This is a genomic window from Bacillus sp. SRL543 (assembly GCF_984799205.1).
In genome coordinates this window covers 1,055,394-1,070,922 of the sequence record NZ_OZ481794.1, presented here as the reverse complement: position 1 = coordinate 1,070,922, position 15,529 = coordinate 1,055,394, and the positions used below count along the sequence as shown (strand labels likewise).

The following is a 15,529-nucleotide window of genomic DNA, read 5'->3' as shown; positions in this document are numbered from 1 at the left end:
CCAATTGTAAAGCCGCACTTAAAATTGACTGAAAATTACCCGTATACTAAACTGGTAGCAGATTGAGATATTTAACTATTTAACTATTTTCAGATAAGAAAGGATGCTGCACATTGACACAATCATCTCAAGATTCAAGCTGCGAATTGCCTTCAAGCAATAAACCAAAGGAAATTTCCTCTGATGGCTCATTCAAGCGCCAGACAAACAGGTTTATGACTCCTTTTGGGGAAGGGCCCGATAAGCTGCCTGTCGAAGCAGGACGCTATCGCCTTTTATGGTCGGCAGCCTGCCCATGGGCACACCGTTCGGTTATTGTCCGGACAGTGCTGGGCCTCGAAGATAGCATCAGCCTTGGCACAGCCAGCCCGATGCGGCCGCGCCTTCAGCATGTTGACTGGGAATTCTCCCTTGATGAAGGAAGCCGGGATCCTGTTCTCGGCATTCAGTATATGAGCGAAGTTTACAAAAACGCAGATCCTGATTATGACGGCAGGCCGACGGTGCCGGTCATGGTTGATGTAAAAGAAAAAAAGGCCGTCAACAATGACTATTTTAAGCTCACAAACTATTTCGAAACAGAATGGGCAGCATTGCATAAAGAAGATGCACCCGACCTTTATCCGGAAACTTTGAGAGCAGAAATTGACGAACTGAATGAAATCATTTTTCATGATGTAAACAATGGCGTCTACAAATGCGGGTTTGCGCACTCACAGGAAGCTTATGAAGAGGCCTATGAAAAGCTGTTCAGCACCCTTGACGTTCTGGAGGAAAGGCTTTCCGGCCGGCGTTTCCTGTTCGGCGACTATATCACTGATTCAGATGTGAGGCTGTACACAACTCTTTCCCGGTTTGATGCTGCCTATTACACGGCTTTCAACACAAACAGAAACCTGATTCGTGAATATACACATCTATGGGGCTACGCCCGCGATCTTTACCAGACGCCGGGATTTGGAGACACAACTGATTTTGATGCGATTAAGCGCCACTATCATTTGTCTATTACCATTTCTACAGACAAAACAGAGCCGGCTATCCTGCCAAAGGGTCCGGATTTATCAGTATGGAACACAGAGCATGGACGTGAAAAGCTCAGCGGTAAGACAGAGAAGTTTTTGAAAAAAGGAGCAGATGGCAGATGAGCGGGCTAATCATCCGCAATGCGGACAAAGACATGACTGAAAGCATCCGCGAGCAGCGGGTATCCGCTTATTCGGCCCATACCGGCAGCATTCCAGGACCGCATTGGGAAGCATTGAAAAAAGCAATATCCTCTGATGCCGACCAGCAGCCGGGCGTGGAGCTGATCATTGCCGAAGAGAATGGCAAGCTTGCCGGCAGCGTCGCCCTTTTTCCAGCCAAGACTGATGCCTATGAAGGTTATGTGGAGGAACTGGATTACCCGGAAATCCGGATGCTTGCCGTTGCTCCTGAATTCCAGGGCAAGGGAATTGCGAAGGCTCTGATCTCTGAATGCATCCGCCGCGCAAAGGAACAGGGCTTCCCGAAAATCGGCCTGCACACAGGCGATTTTATGAAGGATGCGATGAAGCTTTATCAGGGCTTTGGATTTAAAAGGCTTCCGCAGCATGATTTTGAGCCGGCTGGTGATGGGATTATTGTGAGGGCGTATGTTTTGGAAATAGAGTAAAAAACCGGGGGAAGATGCTCTTTCCCCGGTTTCCTTTTTACAGCTCTGACGCATACTGATTCAGCTGAGTTGTCAAAAAAGTGCCTGGCACCGCTCGTGGACACTTTTACCTAACTGTCCATCTGCGGTGCCTGGCACCAATTTATTCATTCAGATATACCCATGCATACTGTGCATAAAGCTCTGCTCCTGTTATGAGTGCGTCTTCGTCTATGTTGAACCGGCCATGGTGATGGGCCCATCCTGTGTCCTTATCCGAATTGCCGCTTCCGACGAGCGCAAAGCTTCCGGGGGCGTGTGCGAGATAAATGCTGAAGTCCTCGCCGCCCATTGTTGGCTTTTCATGATAGATAGTTTCTTTGCCGAAAGCTTCTTCCGCGATCTTTTGCACCAATCCTGCGCTGTGTTCCTCATTGATGACGGCATCGGTGCCGCGGATATATTCCACCTTGGCTTCTGCCCCGTAGACTGAGGCGGTCTGCTCTGCAAATTGCTTCAGCAGCTTTTCCACATGGTCCCTGGTTCCGGCGTCAAAGCAGCGGACCGTTCCTTCAATCTCGGCATTTTCCGCAATGACGTTGAAGCGCGTGCCGGCTGACATCTTGCCGACTGTCAGGACGGCTGGGCTTTGCGGATCGATTGTCCGTGATACGACTGCCTGGACATTCATGACAAAGGAAGATGCTACAACAGCGGCATCAATGCATTCATGCGGCATGGCTCCGTGCCCGCCCCGTCCTTTGAACTTGATTCTGAATATATCGCCTGAAGCAAAGGACGGGCCCGGGCTGCAGGATACCTTGTGTGTCGGCATCTGTGACCAGATATGGATGCCGAACACATTGTCGACCCCTTCCATCGCTCCCTGCTTCACCATCTCCTTCGCCCCTTCGGCAATTTCCTCAGCCGGCTGGAAAATCAGGCGGACGGTGCCTGGCAGCTCGTCCCTGATCTCCACAAGGGCCTTCGCAGCGGCAAGTAGCATGCTTGTATGGGCATCATGTCCGCAGGCATGCATTTTTCCGGGGGAGTTTGACACATAAGACAAATTGTTATTCAGCTCCTCAACAGGAAGGGCATCCATATCTGCCCTCAAGGCCACCCGTTTTCCGGGTTTGCCGCCGGCGATTTCAGCCACCACACCGGTTGGGTTCATCCTCCTGAAGGGAATGCCGAGTTTTTCAAGAGAGGTAACCACAAACTCTGTTGTTTTCTCTTCCTCCCACGGAAGCTCCGGTTCGCTGTGAAGCTTCCTCCGGATGCTGACCAGCTCTTCTCTGCCGGCCTGAATAGAGGCTTTGATTGCAGGATGGAGCATCTTACTCAGCCTCCGTCAGCTTCTTGGCCGCTTCATAGAAAATTTCAACTGCTTTCGCAATGTCCTTGGAATCTGACCATTCTTCAGGACAATGGCTCAGGCCGTTCCTGCTCGGAATGAACAGCATGCCGACATCCGTGAAGTCGGAAAGGACCATTGCGTCATGCCCGGCTCCGCTGTTTATCGGGCAGTATTGAATATTCAATTCAGCGCTTTTTTCTTTTAAAAGTGACAGGATTCCCTCATTCATTGCTTTTGGCTTGATATATAACGGCTGGTCGATAGAGGTCTTGATTCCGCCGCCATCGTAAGAGCCGATCCGTTCTTTAACTTTATCAACCATATTCAGCACATGCTCTTCCTTGCCTGAGCGGATATCCACTGAGAACACCACTTTATCCGGGATGACGTTGGCTCCATTAGGAAAAACATTCAGCCGGCCGACGGTCAAAACGCTCCCTTCCCCTTCTGCTTCAGCCAGCCCCGAAATCCCTGCAATGATGGCAGCAGCCGCAGCGAGTGCATCTGAACGGCGTTCCATCGGGGTTGTCCCAGCATGGCCTGCCTGCCCCTTGACTGTTACTTCCAGCTGGGTCAGGCCGACAATGGCCTCCACCACACCAATCGGAATCGCTTTTTCCTCGAGGATCGGCCCTTGTTCGATATGCAGCTCCAGAAAAGCTTTAATCGTTTTCGGGTCCCTCTGCTTTGGGAGAGAAGGATCCAGCCCGATTCTCTCCATGGCATCTTTAGCCAGCACTCCACCCCGGTCTTCCAGCTGGAAAAATTCCTCCTCAGACATCAGGCCGGTGATGCCTCTCGATCCCATGAGCCCGCCGCCAAAGCGGGAGCCTTCCTCTTCCACCAACGCAATTACTTCCAGCGGATATTTTGGCTTCACGTTATTCTCTGCAAACAGCGCTGCCACTTCAAGACCTGCCACCACGCCTGCCGGCCCGTCATAAGAGCCTCCATTCGGGACAGAATCGAAATGGGAGCCAATCAGCACGCTTGGTGCATCCTTCAGTGTCCCCTCAAGCTTTCCAAAGATATTGCCAAATCCGTCTTCCGTGACTTCAAGCCCAATCTCTTTCATTTTTTCTTTTATATAATTGCGGGCCTGCAGGTCTTCCTGGCTGTAGGTCAGCCGGGTCGTTCCCTTTCCAGGGGTAGCTGTAAATTCACTCAGCGCTTCTATATGGTTCTCTATTCTGGCAGCAAGCTGCTCTTTTACTAGACTCATATTCTATCCTTCCTTTCTTTATAAGAGACTGACAAAGAATCCTGCGAGGACGACGGAAACGATGGTGACGGTGATGAAGCCGCCGACTAGCATTGGCGGAAGCATATGGCTTGTCAGCATCTCCCTTTCCTTTTCGTCATCAGTCAATGATTTAATCACTTCGTTTGTGATGATATAATCAGCCGGGAATCCATATAAGGCTGTCAAAGATACGGCAAAGGCCATATTTTTGCTGACGCCAAGGATTTTTCCGGCAATAAAGGAGAAGATGTACATTCCTATGACGCCCAGCACAATTGTGCCGACCAGCGGCCCGATGATTTGCAGCATCATTGACGGCGTTGCCTGCTTCAGTCCGTCAAAAATAAAGAGCATTAAAGCCATTATCGCAAATCCGAATGCATTGGCTTTTTGCAGGACCTGCTTTTCCAGGAAGCCTAAGCTTGTGGCGATAACACCGAACAGCAGGCAGATGACAAACGGGCTCACGCTGACAATAGGCGCCAGCCAGGCAGAAACCTGGTAGGCCAGGAAAGCGACGACCGAAAGGCGCAGCAGCTTGAAGAAATCGGTATTGTATTTTTCCGGCATACTCCTGAACAGCTTGAGCTCCGGCGCGGCTGGAACCGCCTCAGCCGCCGCTGCCATTTCAGCTTTGGCCAGCTGCTGTTCCTTCAGGGCGGCACCGCCATTCTTGCGGTAGCTTTCCAGCAGGTTCTTTCCTTCTTTTTTCAAAACAAAGGATGTAATCGGATAGCCGGCAAACCCCTGCATTACGTAAATGACAATGGCAAACACAGACAGTGACGCAAGACCTGCCTCCTTCGCACCCTCAGACATGATCAGCGCAGAGACAACGCCCCCCACTAATGGAGGAATCGCCACCACAACCGTCTGATAGCCAAAAATGAAAGTTCCTACTGCAAAAAGGATGGCAATAATGCCAAGGATGCCTGAGACCGCAATTACGATTGTCTTCCATTGATTTTTCAGTTCCTTGACCGATAACAGGGTTCCCATATTCGTAATCAGCAGATACATCATCAGTGTCGCAACAACCGGCGGCACTCCTGCCAGGGCGACGATATCCTGCGGAAAGAATGTCCAATAGCCCGCAAGGAACAAGACCGCACACACAAAGATGGAAGGCACCCATGCCTTTGTACGGACTGCAATAAAATCTCCGATAAATAAAATTAGAACAAGAATAACAACTGCCAACATTTGGGACATAGGAAACTCCCTCCTTTTCTGGATTTATTATTTCGGTGAGCGAAAAATCATTAATATTAGTATAATAATACAGTTAAATTAGTCAGTCAATTTAAATTATTTTAAATATTTAAGTAACCGTTTACAATTTTAAGTGCGGACGTTTTAAAGTGGTGAAGTGAGAAATAACTGCTTGAAGGCTTGGTGCTAGGTAGTGAGTTTATAATAGACTAAGAATGCCCGTCCGATTGGCTTCGGACGGACATTTTCTCAGTTACTTGCGGGGAAAACCATGCAATTCTACATGAATTTTCTATTATTCTACATAAAATATGAGTTTTTCTACCAAGTTTTTCAGTTATTCTACATAAAATCGGCCTTATTCTAAAAAAATTCATTTCCTGGAATACACATACCTGGCACCTCAAAAGGACACTTGGCCCAATTCTGTCCACGGCCGGTGCCTGGCACGACATCAGTGCATTCGACCATTTCCGGGGAAATAAGACTAAACTCCTCAATACCTGACACAAAAAAAAGTGCCGGCCCCGCCGCAGCGGGTGCCTGGCACCTGAAAACCTATATCTCCATCTCCCAGCGCTCCTGCTGGGTCTTCTTCAATTGTTCTTCGGTTTCCTGCGGGTGGACATTACGGAATTTGTGATGGTCCGCCGGGATGATTTCAATCATTTTCTCGATCATGTCCTCTGGGTCAAATTGATGCTTCAGCCCTTCCTGCTGCTTGAGCATATCTTCTTTTCTGGTGAAATTCTTGTCTTCATCGTACCATTTCCATATTTCCTCGGCGCTGCGGTCATTGAAGCCGGTGTTGTAGGCACCTGGATTGATTGTGGCGACTTGTACGCCAAATTCTTCGAGCTCGGATTTCAGTGTCTGGGCGATACCTTCTATCGCATGTTTAGTGGCTGTGTAAGGTCCGACATAGGGAGTTGCGGAAATGCCTGCCATTGAGCTCATGAAAATGACTTTTCCGCTGCCTTTTTTGACAAATTTCCGGGCTGCGATTTGAACGGTTTCCAATGTTGAAAACACATTCACTTCAAACAAGGCCCTGAAACGGTCCATCGGCACTTCACCGAGCGGTCCGCCTTCATTGATGGCTGCGTTGGCCACAAACACATCAAAATCGTAATCCCCTATCTGTGCCCGGTCCCGCTCATTGGTGATATCCAGCTTGAATACCTCCATATCAAGTCCGAGATCGCGTGCTTCCCTGAGAAGATCCGTCTTTTGCGGCGTAATTTCTGTTGTCGCGATGATTTTATGCCCCTTTTTGGCAAGACCGATGGCTGCCCCTCTTCCTAGGCCGCTGCCTGCACCGGTGATAAAAATGGTTTTGCTCATAATCCTATTCCTCCTATATATAAGCTCTACCATTCTCTCTTCCCATCAGGGGCTGTCCTAAACACCGTAATAGGCGGAAGGTTTGTTTTTGACTTGTGGCCAGCCAGCCATTGGCCTAAGGAAGCAGCACGGAAGCCGGTTTGTGAAACCTGCATCCGCATGTTATAGTCACTTTTTTCACTACAAAAAAATGCCCGGCCAACAGCTGGATTCCAGCCTGGCCAGGCATCTTGATCAGTGAGAGAAATTTTCTGTCCTGTTTTTGCGAATAGCGTGGATGATAAAGGTCACGATGAACGCAAGAATCATGACACCGATAAAGATTTCATTCGGTATATGGATTTCGACCAATGTCAGACCCATTTTAACCGCAATGAAGGTAATCAGCGCATAGGCTGTTGTTTCCAGCTCCGGCACTCTGTTCATCAAGCTGATGAAGAAGGTTGCGACACCCCTCATCAGCAGGATGCCGATCATGCCGCCGAGCAGGATGACCCATACTTCCTCTGACACGGCGAGGGCAGTCAGGATGCTGTCGACTGAGAACGCCAGGTCCATAAGCTCGACACTGATGACGGTTGCCCAAAAGATTCCGAAAGTGGTGACGAGCCAGCCTTTTGGCTTGCGGGCACCATCTTCCTCACCATCTTCTTTGCCTTTCAGCTTGTCCATAAAGAACTTAACAGACAGCCATAACAGATACAGGGCGCCGATCAATTTGATGAACCATAATTTGATCAGGAAGGTTCCGAGGCCGATGAAGATGAACCGGAACAGATAAGCTCCCCACAGTCCGAATATAAGGGCTTTCTTTTGCTGTTCCTTAGGCAATGGCTTAACGAAAGCCGACAGGACCAGTGCATTATCGGCTGATAATATACATTCGAGGACGGCCAGCGATAGGATCATTCCCCATGCTTTTGATGAGGTCAGCATTTCGGCCCACATATGCCAATCAAACATTGATGCGTAAGTTGATAAAATTTCCTGCCACATTCTCCATATCTCCTTTGATGTAATTATTTCATTTTTTCCAGCAGTTCATTCAGCTTTTTAAGCCCTTCTATGATGTCAGTCAGCGACTCCTCTGATTCGTCTTTAATGGCAAAAGATATTTTCTCGATCAATGCCGCGTTGATTTCTTCAACGGTCTGGGCACCTTTATCGGTAAGCGCAACTTTGACGACCCGCTCATCATTCGGATCACGGAACCGCCTCAGGAATTCCAGCTTTTCGAGCTTTTTGCACATGGTCGAAATATTGGTGCCTGCCATGTTCAAGCGTTCTGCAAGGCTGCCGATTGTATGGGCACCATGCTGCTGCACTTCGACCAGTATCCGGATCTGCAGGCTTGTCAGTCCATATTGCTCGCAAATGGAAGTGATGATCACATTTGTATTTTCACTGATTTTCCGTGTATAGTTCCACAGCATATTTTTAAAGTCCATTACAACCATGCCTGTTCCTCCATTGTATATGTTTTATATTATATATAATCTATATATATTATAAATCATATCATTATGGTTAGCAATTATTAAATTTGGGTGGATTGATTGCCTGCTAAAATAAGCAAAAGGCCGCTTTTCAGCAGCCGGTTACAGTATCTTATTTTTCACGATGAACCATATAATCCAGAAGATGTCTTAAAAAGGAGAACTCTCCGCGCAGTTCCTGAAGCGAATCAGCTGCCTCGCAATAATGCTCCCACATCGACCTTTTGGCGCCGTCCATCCCAAGCGCTGATACATATGTTTCCTTCTGGTTCCTCCGGTCCGTTCCAACTGGCTTGCCGAGAAGCGCTGCATCTCCCTCCACATCAAGCAGGTCATCCCGTATCTGGAAGGCAATGCCGGCATGCCGGGCAAATTTTTTCAGGATGTCAATCTCACCCTGCTGTGCCTCTGCAAGGATGGCCGGCATGATGATGGACGCTTCAAAGGCAATGCCTGTTTTATAAAAACAAAGAGCATCAAGCTGTCCGGGTGTCAGTGCTTTTCCTTTTGCTCCAAGGTCCATTGCCTGCCCGCGGCACATTTCAGCGGTTGAACGGGCAGTATAGCGAATCAGCTCCAGAACTGCTTCCGGCGTGAATGAGGTGAGCGACGCCTGGTCCTCTATAGCTTTCTGTGTCAAGTAAAGGCCGGTCAGTTCTGCTTCCGCAGTGCCATATACCTCATGGACGGCTGCCTTCCCCCTTCGGCTCGGGGCATTATCCTGTGCCGGTAGGTCATCGAAAATCAGGGAAGCTGTGTGCATATATTCCAATGAACGCATCAGCGGCATCAGCGCCGCTTCCTCCATCCCATACGCCTCAACTCCGACGAACCAGGAAATGACCGGCCGCAGCCTTTTTCCTCCAGCAGCCAGGCTGTAATTAGCAGCCTCCCGGACAGGTTCCTCCATCACCAGCTCATTTTCCTCAATCAGAAGCACGCTATCGATTTTTTGCTGCACTTCTTCCACTCTGTCCCGGAACTCTTCCCGCTCATGCCGCTCCTTTTGGAGGCTGTCAAGCATATGGTCCCTGAGCAGTTTATCGAAAAAGTCGACATCAGCAGCCTTCGCGGCCATCTGCTGGATCAGCTTGCTGAACTCAGGGCTACCTGGTGCAAACAGCTCCATGACTTCCCTGTATTTCTCTTTCCCGAGCCTCTCCTTGCAGCGCTTCAAACCATTGACGGCACGGTCCAAAATCACCTCACACGCCTTAGGATCTGACCGGTAGACATCATGGATGAGGTGCGCAATAACGGCCCAGTACAGCTCAAACGGATTCAGCAGATCATGCCGGGTCCTATGGTGGGTGAGGTAGTATGTATAAGGGGTGACTGCGCCCTCCTCCAGGTCAGCGAACAGATCGGCAAAATCATCGGCAAGCTGGTTGTAAATTCCATAATAAAAGGTCCGGCTGTCAAAGCCGTCATCTCTTCCGCTGTTCAGGACCGAACGGACAATCAGGCGCGAGGAGGAAGACTTCAGGATAACCGGAATATAGATTTCTTCATTTGTATAGGAAGCATTATTCAAATCCTTCTGCCGGTCCACCTCCTGGGACTGGAAAAAGACATAGGCCATCTCGAGGAAGGCAGCCAGCGTCTCCGGCGTCTGCTGTGCTTTTATATAATGAAAGGCTTCCCGGAGTTCATTGTGTACATAGCTGATAAAAGGAAGAATAGCACGCTGCCACCTGCCGAGCGGCGGGACGCTCCCTGTCGTCAGAGTGGTGCGGATCAGCTCTGAATACTGCTTTTTCTCATTTTCAGACAGCACCCGGCTGTCCAGAAGGTCGTCAATGAAAGGATAAGTCAGTCCATAGGAATAACCCAGCCTGATGGCCCGCTCCAGTCTTCTTTTCCGCTCCGCCCCTTCTATGCCTTCTTCCATTCCATCGGTTTCATGCATCAGGACACCTGCGATGATCTTGATGAGCTTTCGCTGGGCATGGGCTGCATCCATGCCTTCAGGGATATGCCGGGCAGTCTGCTGCAACTTTTCCATCAGCCAGATGATCGCTGATTGGAGTCCTTCTTTCTCAGCCCATCTGTAAAGCCCGGCCATTCCGGTCTCCCCGAAGCTGCCTTTCTCCTGCTGCGGGGCCGTCAGACGCTCCTTCAGGCTTTCCACCGCCCGTCCGATGCTTTCCTTCGTAACCTGGTCATCCAGAGATTTCCCCAAATCCCTCATATATAAATAAGAAATGCTCCGGTCCAGATAATCATCCAGCTTGCCCCTGTACTCCAGCCACTTGATATAAGAATGATAGGCTTTGGAATCCGGCTTTCTGTTTTTTTTTCGTGAAAAAAACGGCAAAAATGCCAGCTGCCGATGATTCTTTTTCCATGAATGAAAGTCTCTTTCCAGCACGGGGACAAAGCTTTTTTCTGCAGCCTGGGCGAATAGAGCCTGAAAATAGGCAGCTGCCTTCTTCTCCGCCTCCCGGTAGCAGGCTTCAGGATTGATTATGGTTTCTTTTATCATCTGGACACTACCTTTGCTTTTGGTCTGTTTCTATATGTATGCATGCACATGGGCAATCATTAATGCGGCGATTCTCTCATTTCATTCTTTTAACATAGCATGTTTGGTGGCTTTTGCGGGGCTGGAAAGGAAAAAAATCCCCAGCCGGGAACCGGAAGGGGATTACTGATGCAATTAGTGGACCGGAAGTTCAATACAATCCTGTTAGGAATATTGGGGCCTGCCGCTGTTCTGCAAGGAATGGTGCAGCGGTTTGTTCCAGGAAAAAGACGGCCTTCCTGCTAAAAAACAAGAAACGCCGTCCCAATAGTGATGATTGCCCCGCCAGCAATGGTATGCTTCCTCGCTTTTTCTTTTAAAATGACGAAGCTCAAAATCATAGTGAGGACAACACTGAATTTATCGATCGGTGCGACGACCGAGACCTTGCCGATAGAGAGCGCCCCGAAGTAGCATAGCCATGACAGTCCTGTCGCGGCTCCTGATAAGATGAGAAACAGATAGCCTTTGGAGGAGATGGTTTTCATTTCCCGGTAGGTTCTTTGGTAAAAGACAATGCTCCATGCGAACAGCAGGATGACAATGGTCCTGAGAAAGGTGGCGACATTGGAGTCGACCCCCTCCATCCCGATTTTGGCCAGGATCGAGGTCAGGGCAGCAAAAACAGCACCCAATATTGCATAAACAATATAACTCTGCGAGCCGGTGAATCTCTTTTTGTCTTCGTTTTTGCCAATCAGCACAAAGGTGCCGATGGTGATGAGGGCACCTCCGGCCAGGATCTGGGGAGCTGCCGGCTCACCGAGCAGCAAAATGGACAGGATGATTGTCAGGACAATGCTGGACTTATCAATCGGCACGACCTTGGAGACCTCACCGATTCCCAACGCTTTGAAGAAAAACAGCCAGGACAGCCCTGTCGCGAAGCCTGATAAGATAATGAAGAGCATGGCTTTCGGCTGTATCGCAGCGATCGTGCCGAACTTGCCTGTGATCAGGACCATGAGGAAAGCGAGGATCAGGACAACAATCGTCCTCACGGCGGTTGCCAGATTGGTATTTACATTTTCCATCCCGATTTTCGCCAGGATATTGGTCATTGAGGCGAAAAGAGCGGCCAATAAGGCGAGGATCATACTCATTGTGACATCTCCCTTAGTGTCAGGATTCCAGACAAAGCAAAAAGGCTGCCGGTTACAGCAGCCAGAGACTGGGTACATCCGGGTTCTTGTACCCTATAGTGTACGCCCGTTTGTCCCAATTACATCCTTATACCAATAAAAAGATTTCTTCCTGCTTCTCTCCATGGTGCCGGTTCCGTCATCCTGCTTGTCCACATAAATGAAGCCATAGCGCTTTGAGAATTCACCCGTCGACATGCTGACCATATCGATGCAGCCCCAGCTTGTATAACCCATCAGATCAACTCCGTCTTCAATGGCTTCCCCCATCGCTTCCATATGCCCGCGCAGGTAATCGATCCGGTAGTCATCATTGATTGTGCCATCTTCCTCAGGCTTATCATAGGCACCCAGCCCATTTTCAACTACGAAAAGCGGCTTCTGGTAGCGGTCATGCAGCAGGTTCAAACTGATACGCAGCCCTTCTGGATCAATCTCCCAGCCCCAGTCGCTTCTCTTCAGGAACGGATTGCGGACGCCTCCGATCAGATTGCCCTGTGAAGCTTCTTCATCTGACTTCTCCTTCTTCTCGGTGCGGGACATATAATAGCTGAAGCCGATATAATCGACAGTCCCTTCGCTGATAATATCCAGGTCTCCTTCTTCCATTTCAAGCTGGATACCATGATCTTTAAAGTATCTGTCCATATAGGAAGGATATGCTCCCCTGACCTGCACATCTGCACAAAAATAGTTGAAGAGCTGTTCTTCCCTTAAGCTGTGCATAACGTTGGCCGGATTGCTGTCAAAAGAGTACACAGGGGCAAACAGGATCATGCAGCCGATCTGGGATTCAGGGCTGATTTCCCGGCAAAGCTTCACCGCAAGAGCGCTGGCTACAAATTGGTGGTGGTACGCCTGGAATGTGGCTTGATAACGGTCTTTTTCCTCTTGGATGGAAAAACCAAGCCCCTGGATCGGCATGACAAGGCCGCTGTTGATTTCGTTAAAGGTCATCCAGTACTTTACTTTGTCCTTATAACGGGTCAAAACTGTTCTAGCATATTTTTCAAAAAAGGAAACTGCCTTTCTGCTTCTCCAGCCGCCATATTCCTTCACCAGGTGCAGCGGCATTTCATAATGGGAGAGTGTCACGACCGGCTCAATGCCTTGCTTATGGAGCTCATCAAAGACACGGTCATAGAAAGCCAAACCCTCTTCATTTACCTCTGTTTCATCACCATTCGGAAAAATCCGCGTCCACGCAATCGACATCCGGAAAGCCTTGAAGCCCATTTCCGCGAACAAAGCGATATCCTCCTGATAGCGATGGTAAAAGTCAATCGCTTCATGGTTAGGATAATAGTAATCATCAGGATGAATCTCAAAGTCAAAGCCCGGCCTTGTTAAAATTTCATAGCGGCCTTTTCCGCCGGGAAGGACGTCTGCAATATTCAGCCCCTTGCCCCCTTCATTAAAGGCGCCTTCTATTTGATTGGCTGCCGTCGCGCCTCCCCATAAAAATCCTTCTGGAAAATGATATTCTTTCATAGTTGTTTCCTCCTCATGCCAGCTCTTTATTTACTATTTGCCTGATTGGCCATTTATAAAGCATAGTCTGTACTTAAAATCTTAACTCCATTGCGGCCGCAGCGGAATGAAGAAGGAAGATTCAGTTTGTTTTTACAAAAGTTGAGATTTGTTACAAAGGTGAAACACTGTGTTTCGCCAGGTTCATTATGTTAGAATGTGGATAAAAAGTGGAAGGGCACTTGTCCAAAGGAGCAGCATAGCTATGTTTACCCATGAAATAATCGCCAGTTTTAATCCTCTGGAAATTGATTTATACAATTATATATCGCAAAACCAGGAAAAGGTGGTTTATATGCGGATCCGCGAATTGGCAGACGAAACGCATGTCTCGACAGCCACAATTCTGCGCTTTTGCCGCAAGCTGAATTGCGAGGGGTTTTCGGAATTCAAAGTTAAGCTGAAAATGCTTTTAAAAGAAGAAGCTGGTGCGAAGGTCAAAAGCTCACAGGAGTCGGCAGCCGAATTTCTTGAACGGGCACTGAGAGGGGAAATGGAAGAAAAGATCAAGGAAGCTGCCAAAATTGTGGAAGAAGCGGACAGCGTCATTTTCATCGGAATCGGGAGCTCAGGGATCCTTGCAGAATATGGGGCCAGATATTTTTCAAGCTTAGGGGCCTTCTCCCTTTATATAAAAGACCCCCATTTTCCGATCCATTCTAAATGGCGGAAAAACAGCATCGTCATTGCCCTGTCTGTTTCAGGGGAAACCCCCTTTACTGTCGCCCACCTGAACCAGCTGAAGCAGGAAGGAAGCAAAATTATCAGCATCACGAACAACCGTGCCTCCACCATTGCGAAAATATCAGATTTAAATATTGCTTATTATGTAAGCGAGGAATTTATGGGACAATCCAACATCACCACCCAGGTGCCTGTTGTTTACATCCTTGAATCGATTGCCAGGGAAATTCACCGGGAGGGAACAGAATGAAAAGGCCGTGCAGCCCTTTGGTCCAGCCTCCTTATGACTGCTATTTGCCTCTCTGGGTTTTGGGCAGATCCAGCTTATTCACTCAGCGCTCTCAAGCGCTTCATTCCCGAATGCACAGTCAGCCTGTGATAAGAAACCAGCTTTTTCTTATAAACAGCCCCATAGATGCCGTAAGGGGTTGGCGAAAGGCGCAGAAGCTCTTCCCTGCTTGTTAATTCAATAATATTTGCCCTCAGCCCTAGTCTTACTGCCGCCGCTGTGAGATTGTCTGCCGCAATCTCCACAAACGGGCATTGCGGCATACGGAGTATCGTCAGCTCTTGGAATGGTTCCAGCCGCTTTTCCCAGTCATCGGGAAAATATGGATCAGGATCATCCCCGAATTTATGGACCATGAGCTGGAATCCATACGGCGCCCTGCCTTTTTCAACAAACCCGTGCTTGATGAAAATGTCCGCGCTTGGCGTCCAGGAGGTGTCCGGATTTGTGATGACAATAACGCCGGCTTTCTGCTGCTGCCTGGCATCCTCAAGGCACCGCTCGATCAATTGCGAGGCAAAACCTTTCCCTGTTACATGCACCCACAGGCAGTGGATGACAAGATAATTTTCCCCATAGACAGCTCTTGAGGAAAATTCGATCGGCGTATATTCTATGAACCCTGCCTGCTTGCCGTTCTCCAGGACTTTCAAATACTTCAGGCCCTCTGTAAACCTTTCTGCCAGCCATAGATTTTTATTTTGGTAGCCTGGGGAGCCCGGATTGCTGCGCAGGCAGTAACAGCTCTTGCTTCCCAGACATTCTTTATTCAGCTCTGCCAGTTCTGCTGCAGCCATATTTCCCTCCTTCATTTCAATTTATCCCTAATTTGCAAGAACGCTGTACATGATAAAAACGAAGAGCAGTCCCGCAGTGATGAAGCTTCCTGCGGGAGACCAATAAAGAGGGCGGTTCCAGCCATTAGCCGTCTCGATTTTGCTTTTCTCTTTTTGGTCATCCCTCCCGCCTCCATGCTATATTATTTCTCCATTCGGGATATTTTTCCTTCTTTCCCGAGCTGCCTGAAGGATGATTCTAACGTTTACCGCCAGTGCATTTAGGTCAAATA

13 protein-coding genes are annotated in these 15,529 nt (G+C 48.8%); 3 read left to right on the top strand and 10 right to left on the bottom strand.

The window, feature by feature from the left end; genetic code table 11:
• Nucleotides 1-146 precede the first annotated feature (146 nt).
• Both AC4E8B_RS05520 and AC4E8B_RS05515 read left to right on the top strand, forming a co-directional pair.
• A complete protein-coding gene (locus tag AC4E8B_RS05520; protein ID WP_490219516.1) occupies nt 147-1,148 on the top strand; it encodes a glutathione S-transferase family protein in 1,002 nt (333 codons plus the stop codon).
• Complete coding sequence (locus AC4E8B_RS05515; RefSeq protein WP_490217547.1) at nt 1,145-1,657, top strand: GNAT family N-acetyltransferase; 513 nt, start codon at nt 1,145-1,147, stop codon at nt 1,655-1,657. The genes AC4E8B_RS05520 and AC4E8B_RS05515 overlap by 4 nt, the downstream gene beginning before the upstream one ends.
• 142 nt (nt 1,658-1,799) lie before the next feature.
• Here the strand turns inward: AC4E8B_RS05515 and AC4E8B_RS05510 are convergent, their stop codons facing one another.
• The 9 genes from AC4E8B_RS05510 to AC4E8B_RS05470 all read right to left on the bottom strand — a co-directional run bounded on the left by AC4E8B_RS05510 (nt 1,800) and on the right by AC4E8B_RS05470 (nt 13,448).
• Nucleotides 1,800-2,975 carry an amidohydrolase gene (locus tag AC4E8B_RS05510; protein ID WP_490217546.1) on the bottom strand — a complete coding sequence of 392 codons (1,176 nt, stop codon included), beginning with the start codon at nt 2,973-2,975 and terminating at the stop codon, nt 1,800-1,802.
• 1 nt (nt 2,976) lies between these two features.
• Nucleotides 2,977-4,218, bottom strand: coding sequence for a Zn-dependent hydrolase (locus AC4E8B_RS05505; protein WP_490217544.1), 1,242 nt, complete (start codon nt 4,216-4,218; stop codon nt 2,977-2,979).
• 18 nt (nt 4,219-4,236) lie between these two features.
• Nucleotides 4,237-5,451, bottom strand: a complete 1,215-nt coding sequence (locus AC4E8B_RS05500) for a hypothetical protein (RefSeq protein WP_490217543.1) — start codon at nt 5,449-5,451, stop codon at nt 4,237-4,239.
• Nucleotides 5,452-6,009: 558 nt separating this feature from the next.
• Nucleotides 6,010-6,795 (bottom strand): SDR family oxidoreductase, encoded by a 786-nt coding sequence (locus tag AC4E8B_RS05495; protein WP_490217542.1) that lies wholly within the window; start codon nt 6,793-6,795, stop codon nt 6,010-6,012.
• A 234-nt stretch (nt 6,796-7,029) separates the two neighbouring features.
• Nucleotides 7,030-7,791 (bottom strand): TerC family protein, encoded by a 762-nt coding sequence (locus AC4E8B_RS05490; RefSeq protein WP_490217540.1) that lies wholly within the window; start codon nt 7,789-7,791, stop codon nt 7,030-7,032.
• Between the two features lie 23 nt (nt 7,792-7,814).
• The gene (locus AC4E8B_RS05485; RefSeq protein WP_490217538.1) at nt 7,815-8,252 is read right to left on the bottom strand and encodes a MarR family winged helix-turn-helix transcriptional regulator; all 438 of its coding nucleotides are present in this window, start codon (nt 8,250-8,252) and stop codon (nt 7,815-7,817) included.
• Between the two features lie 151 nt (nt 8,253-8,403).
• Nucleotides 8,404-10,776 carry a polyprenyl synthetase family protein gene (locus AC4E8B_RS05480; protein ID WP_490217536.1) on the bottom strand — a complete coding sequence of 791 codons (2,373 nt, stop codon included), beginning with the start codon at nt 10,774-10,776 and terminating at the stop codon, nt 8,404-8,406.
• 281 nt (nt 10,777-11,057) lie between these two features.
• Nucleotides 11,058-11,918: an EamA family transporter gene (locus tag AC4E8B_RS05475; RefSeq protein ID WP_490217534.1), complete on the bottom strand. Its 861-nt coding sequence runs from the start codon at nt 11,916-11,918 to the stop codon at nt 11,058-11,060.
• Nucleotides 11,919-12,011: 93 nt separating this feature from the next.
• Nucleotides 12,012-13,448: a glycoside hydrolase family 1 protein gene (locus AC4E8B_RS05470; protein ID WP_490217533.1), complete on the bottom strand. Its 1,437-nt coding sequence runs from the start codon at nt 13,446-13,448 to the stop codon at nt 12,012-12,014.
• A 244-nt stretch (nt 13,449-13,692) separates the two neighbouring features.
• On the opposite strand from AC4E8B_RS05470, the gene AC4E8B_RS05465 reads away from it, so the two are divergent.
• Nucleotides 13,693-14,421, top strand: a complete 729-nt coding sequence (locus tag AC4E8B_RS05465; RefSeq protein WP_490217532.1) for a MurR/RpiR family transcriptional regulator — start codon at nt 13,693-13,695, stop codon at nt 14,419-14,421.
• Nucleotides 14,422-14,495: 74 nt separating this feature from the next.
• Here the strand turns inward: AC4E8B_RS05465 and AC4E8B_RS05460 are convergent, their stop codons facing one another.
• On the bottom strand, nt 14,496-15,257 hold the full coding sequence (locus AC4E8B_RS05460; RefSeq protein WP_490217531.1) for a GNAT family N-acetyltransferase: 762 nt from the start codon (nt 15,255-15,257) through the stop codon (nt 14,496-14,498).
• Nucleotides 15,258-15,529 lie beyond the last annotated feature (272 nt).

Excerpts from the sequence above, each read along its gene's own strand:
- AC4E8B_RS05515 (WP_490217547.1), top strand. The coding sequence starts at position 1,145 with ATGAGCGGGCTAATCATCCGCAATGCGGACAAAGACATGACTGAAAGC.
- AC4E8B_RS05510 (WP_490217546.1), bottom strand. The coding sequence starts at position 2,975 with ATGCTCCATCCTGCAATCAAAGCCTCTATTCAGGCCGGCAGAGAAGAG.
- AC4E8B_RS05505 (WP_490217544.1), bottom strand. The coding sequence starts at position 4,218 with ATGAGTCTAGTAAAAGAGCAGCTTGCTGCCAGAATAGAGAACCATATA.
- AC4E8B_RS05500 (WP_490217543.1), bottom strand. The coding sequence starts at position 5,451 with ATGTCCCAAATGTTGGCAGTTGTTATTCTTGTTCTAATTTTATTTATC.
- AC4E8B_RS05495 (WP_490217542.1), bottom strand. The coding sequence starts at position 6,795 with ATGAGCAAAACCATTTTTATCACCGGTGCAGGCAGCGGCCTAGGAAGA.
- AC4E8B_RS05490 (WP_490217540.1), bottom strand. The coding sequence starts at position 7,791 with ATGTGGCAGGAAATTTTATCAACTTACGCATCAATGTTTGATTGGCAT.
- AC4E8B_RS05485 (WP_490217538.1), bottom strand. The coding sequence starts at position 8,252 with ATGGTTGTAATGGACTTTAAAAATATGCTGTGGAACTATACACGGAAA.
- AC4E8B_RS05480 (WP_490217536.1), bottom strand. The coding sequence starts at position 10,776 with ATGATAAAAGAAACCATAATCAATCCTGAAGCCTGCTACCGGGAGGCG.
- AC4E8B_RS05475 (WP_490217534.1), bottom strand. The coding sequence starts at position 11,918 with ATGAGTATGATCCTCGCCTTATTGGCCGCTCTTTTCGCCTCAATGACC.
- AC4E8B_RS05470 (WP_490217533.1), bottom strand. The coding sequence starts at position 13,448 with ATGAAAGAATATCATTTTCCAGAAGGATTTTTATGGGGAGGCGCGACG.
- AC4E8B_RS05465 (WP_490217532.1), top strand. The coding sequence starts at position 13,693 with ATGTTTACCCATGAAATAATCGCCAGTTTTAATCCTCTGGAAATTGAT.
- AC4E8B_RS05460 (WP_490217531.1), bottom strand. The coding sequence starts at position 15,257 with ATGGCTGCAGCAGAACTGGCAGAGCTGAATAAAGAATGTCTGGGAAGC.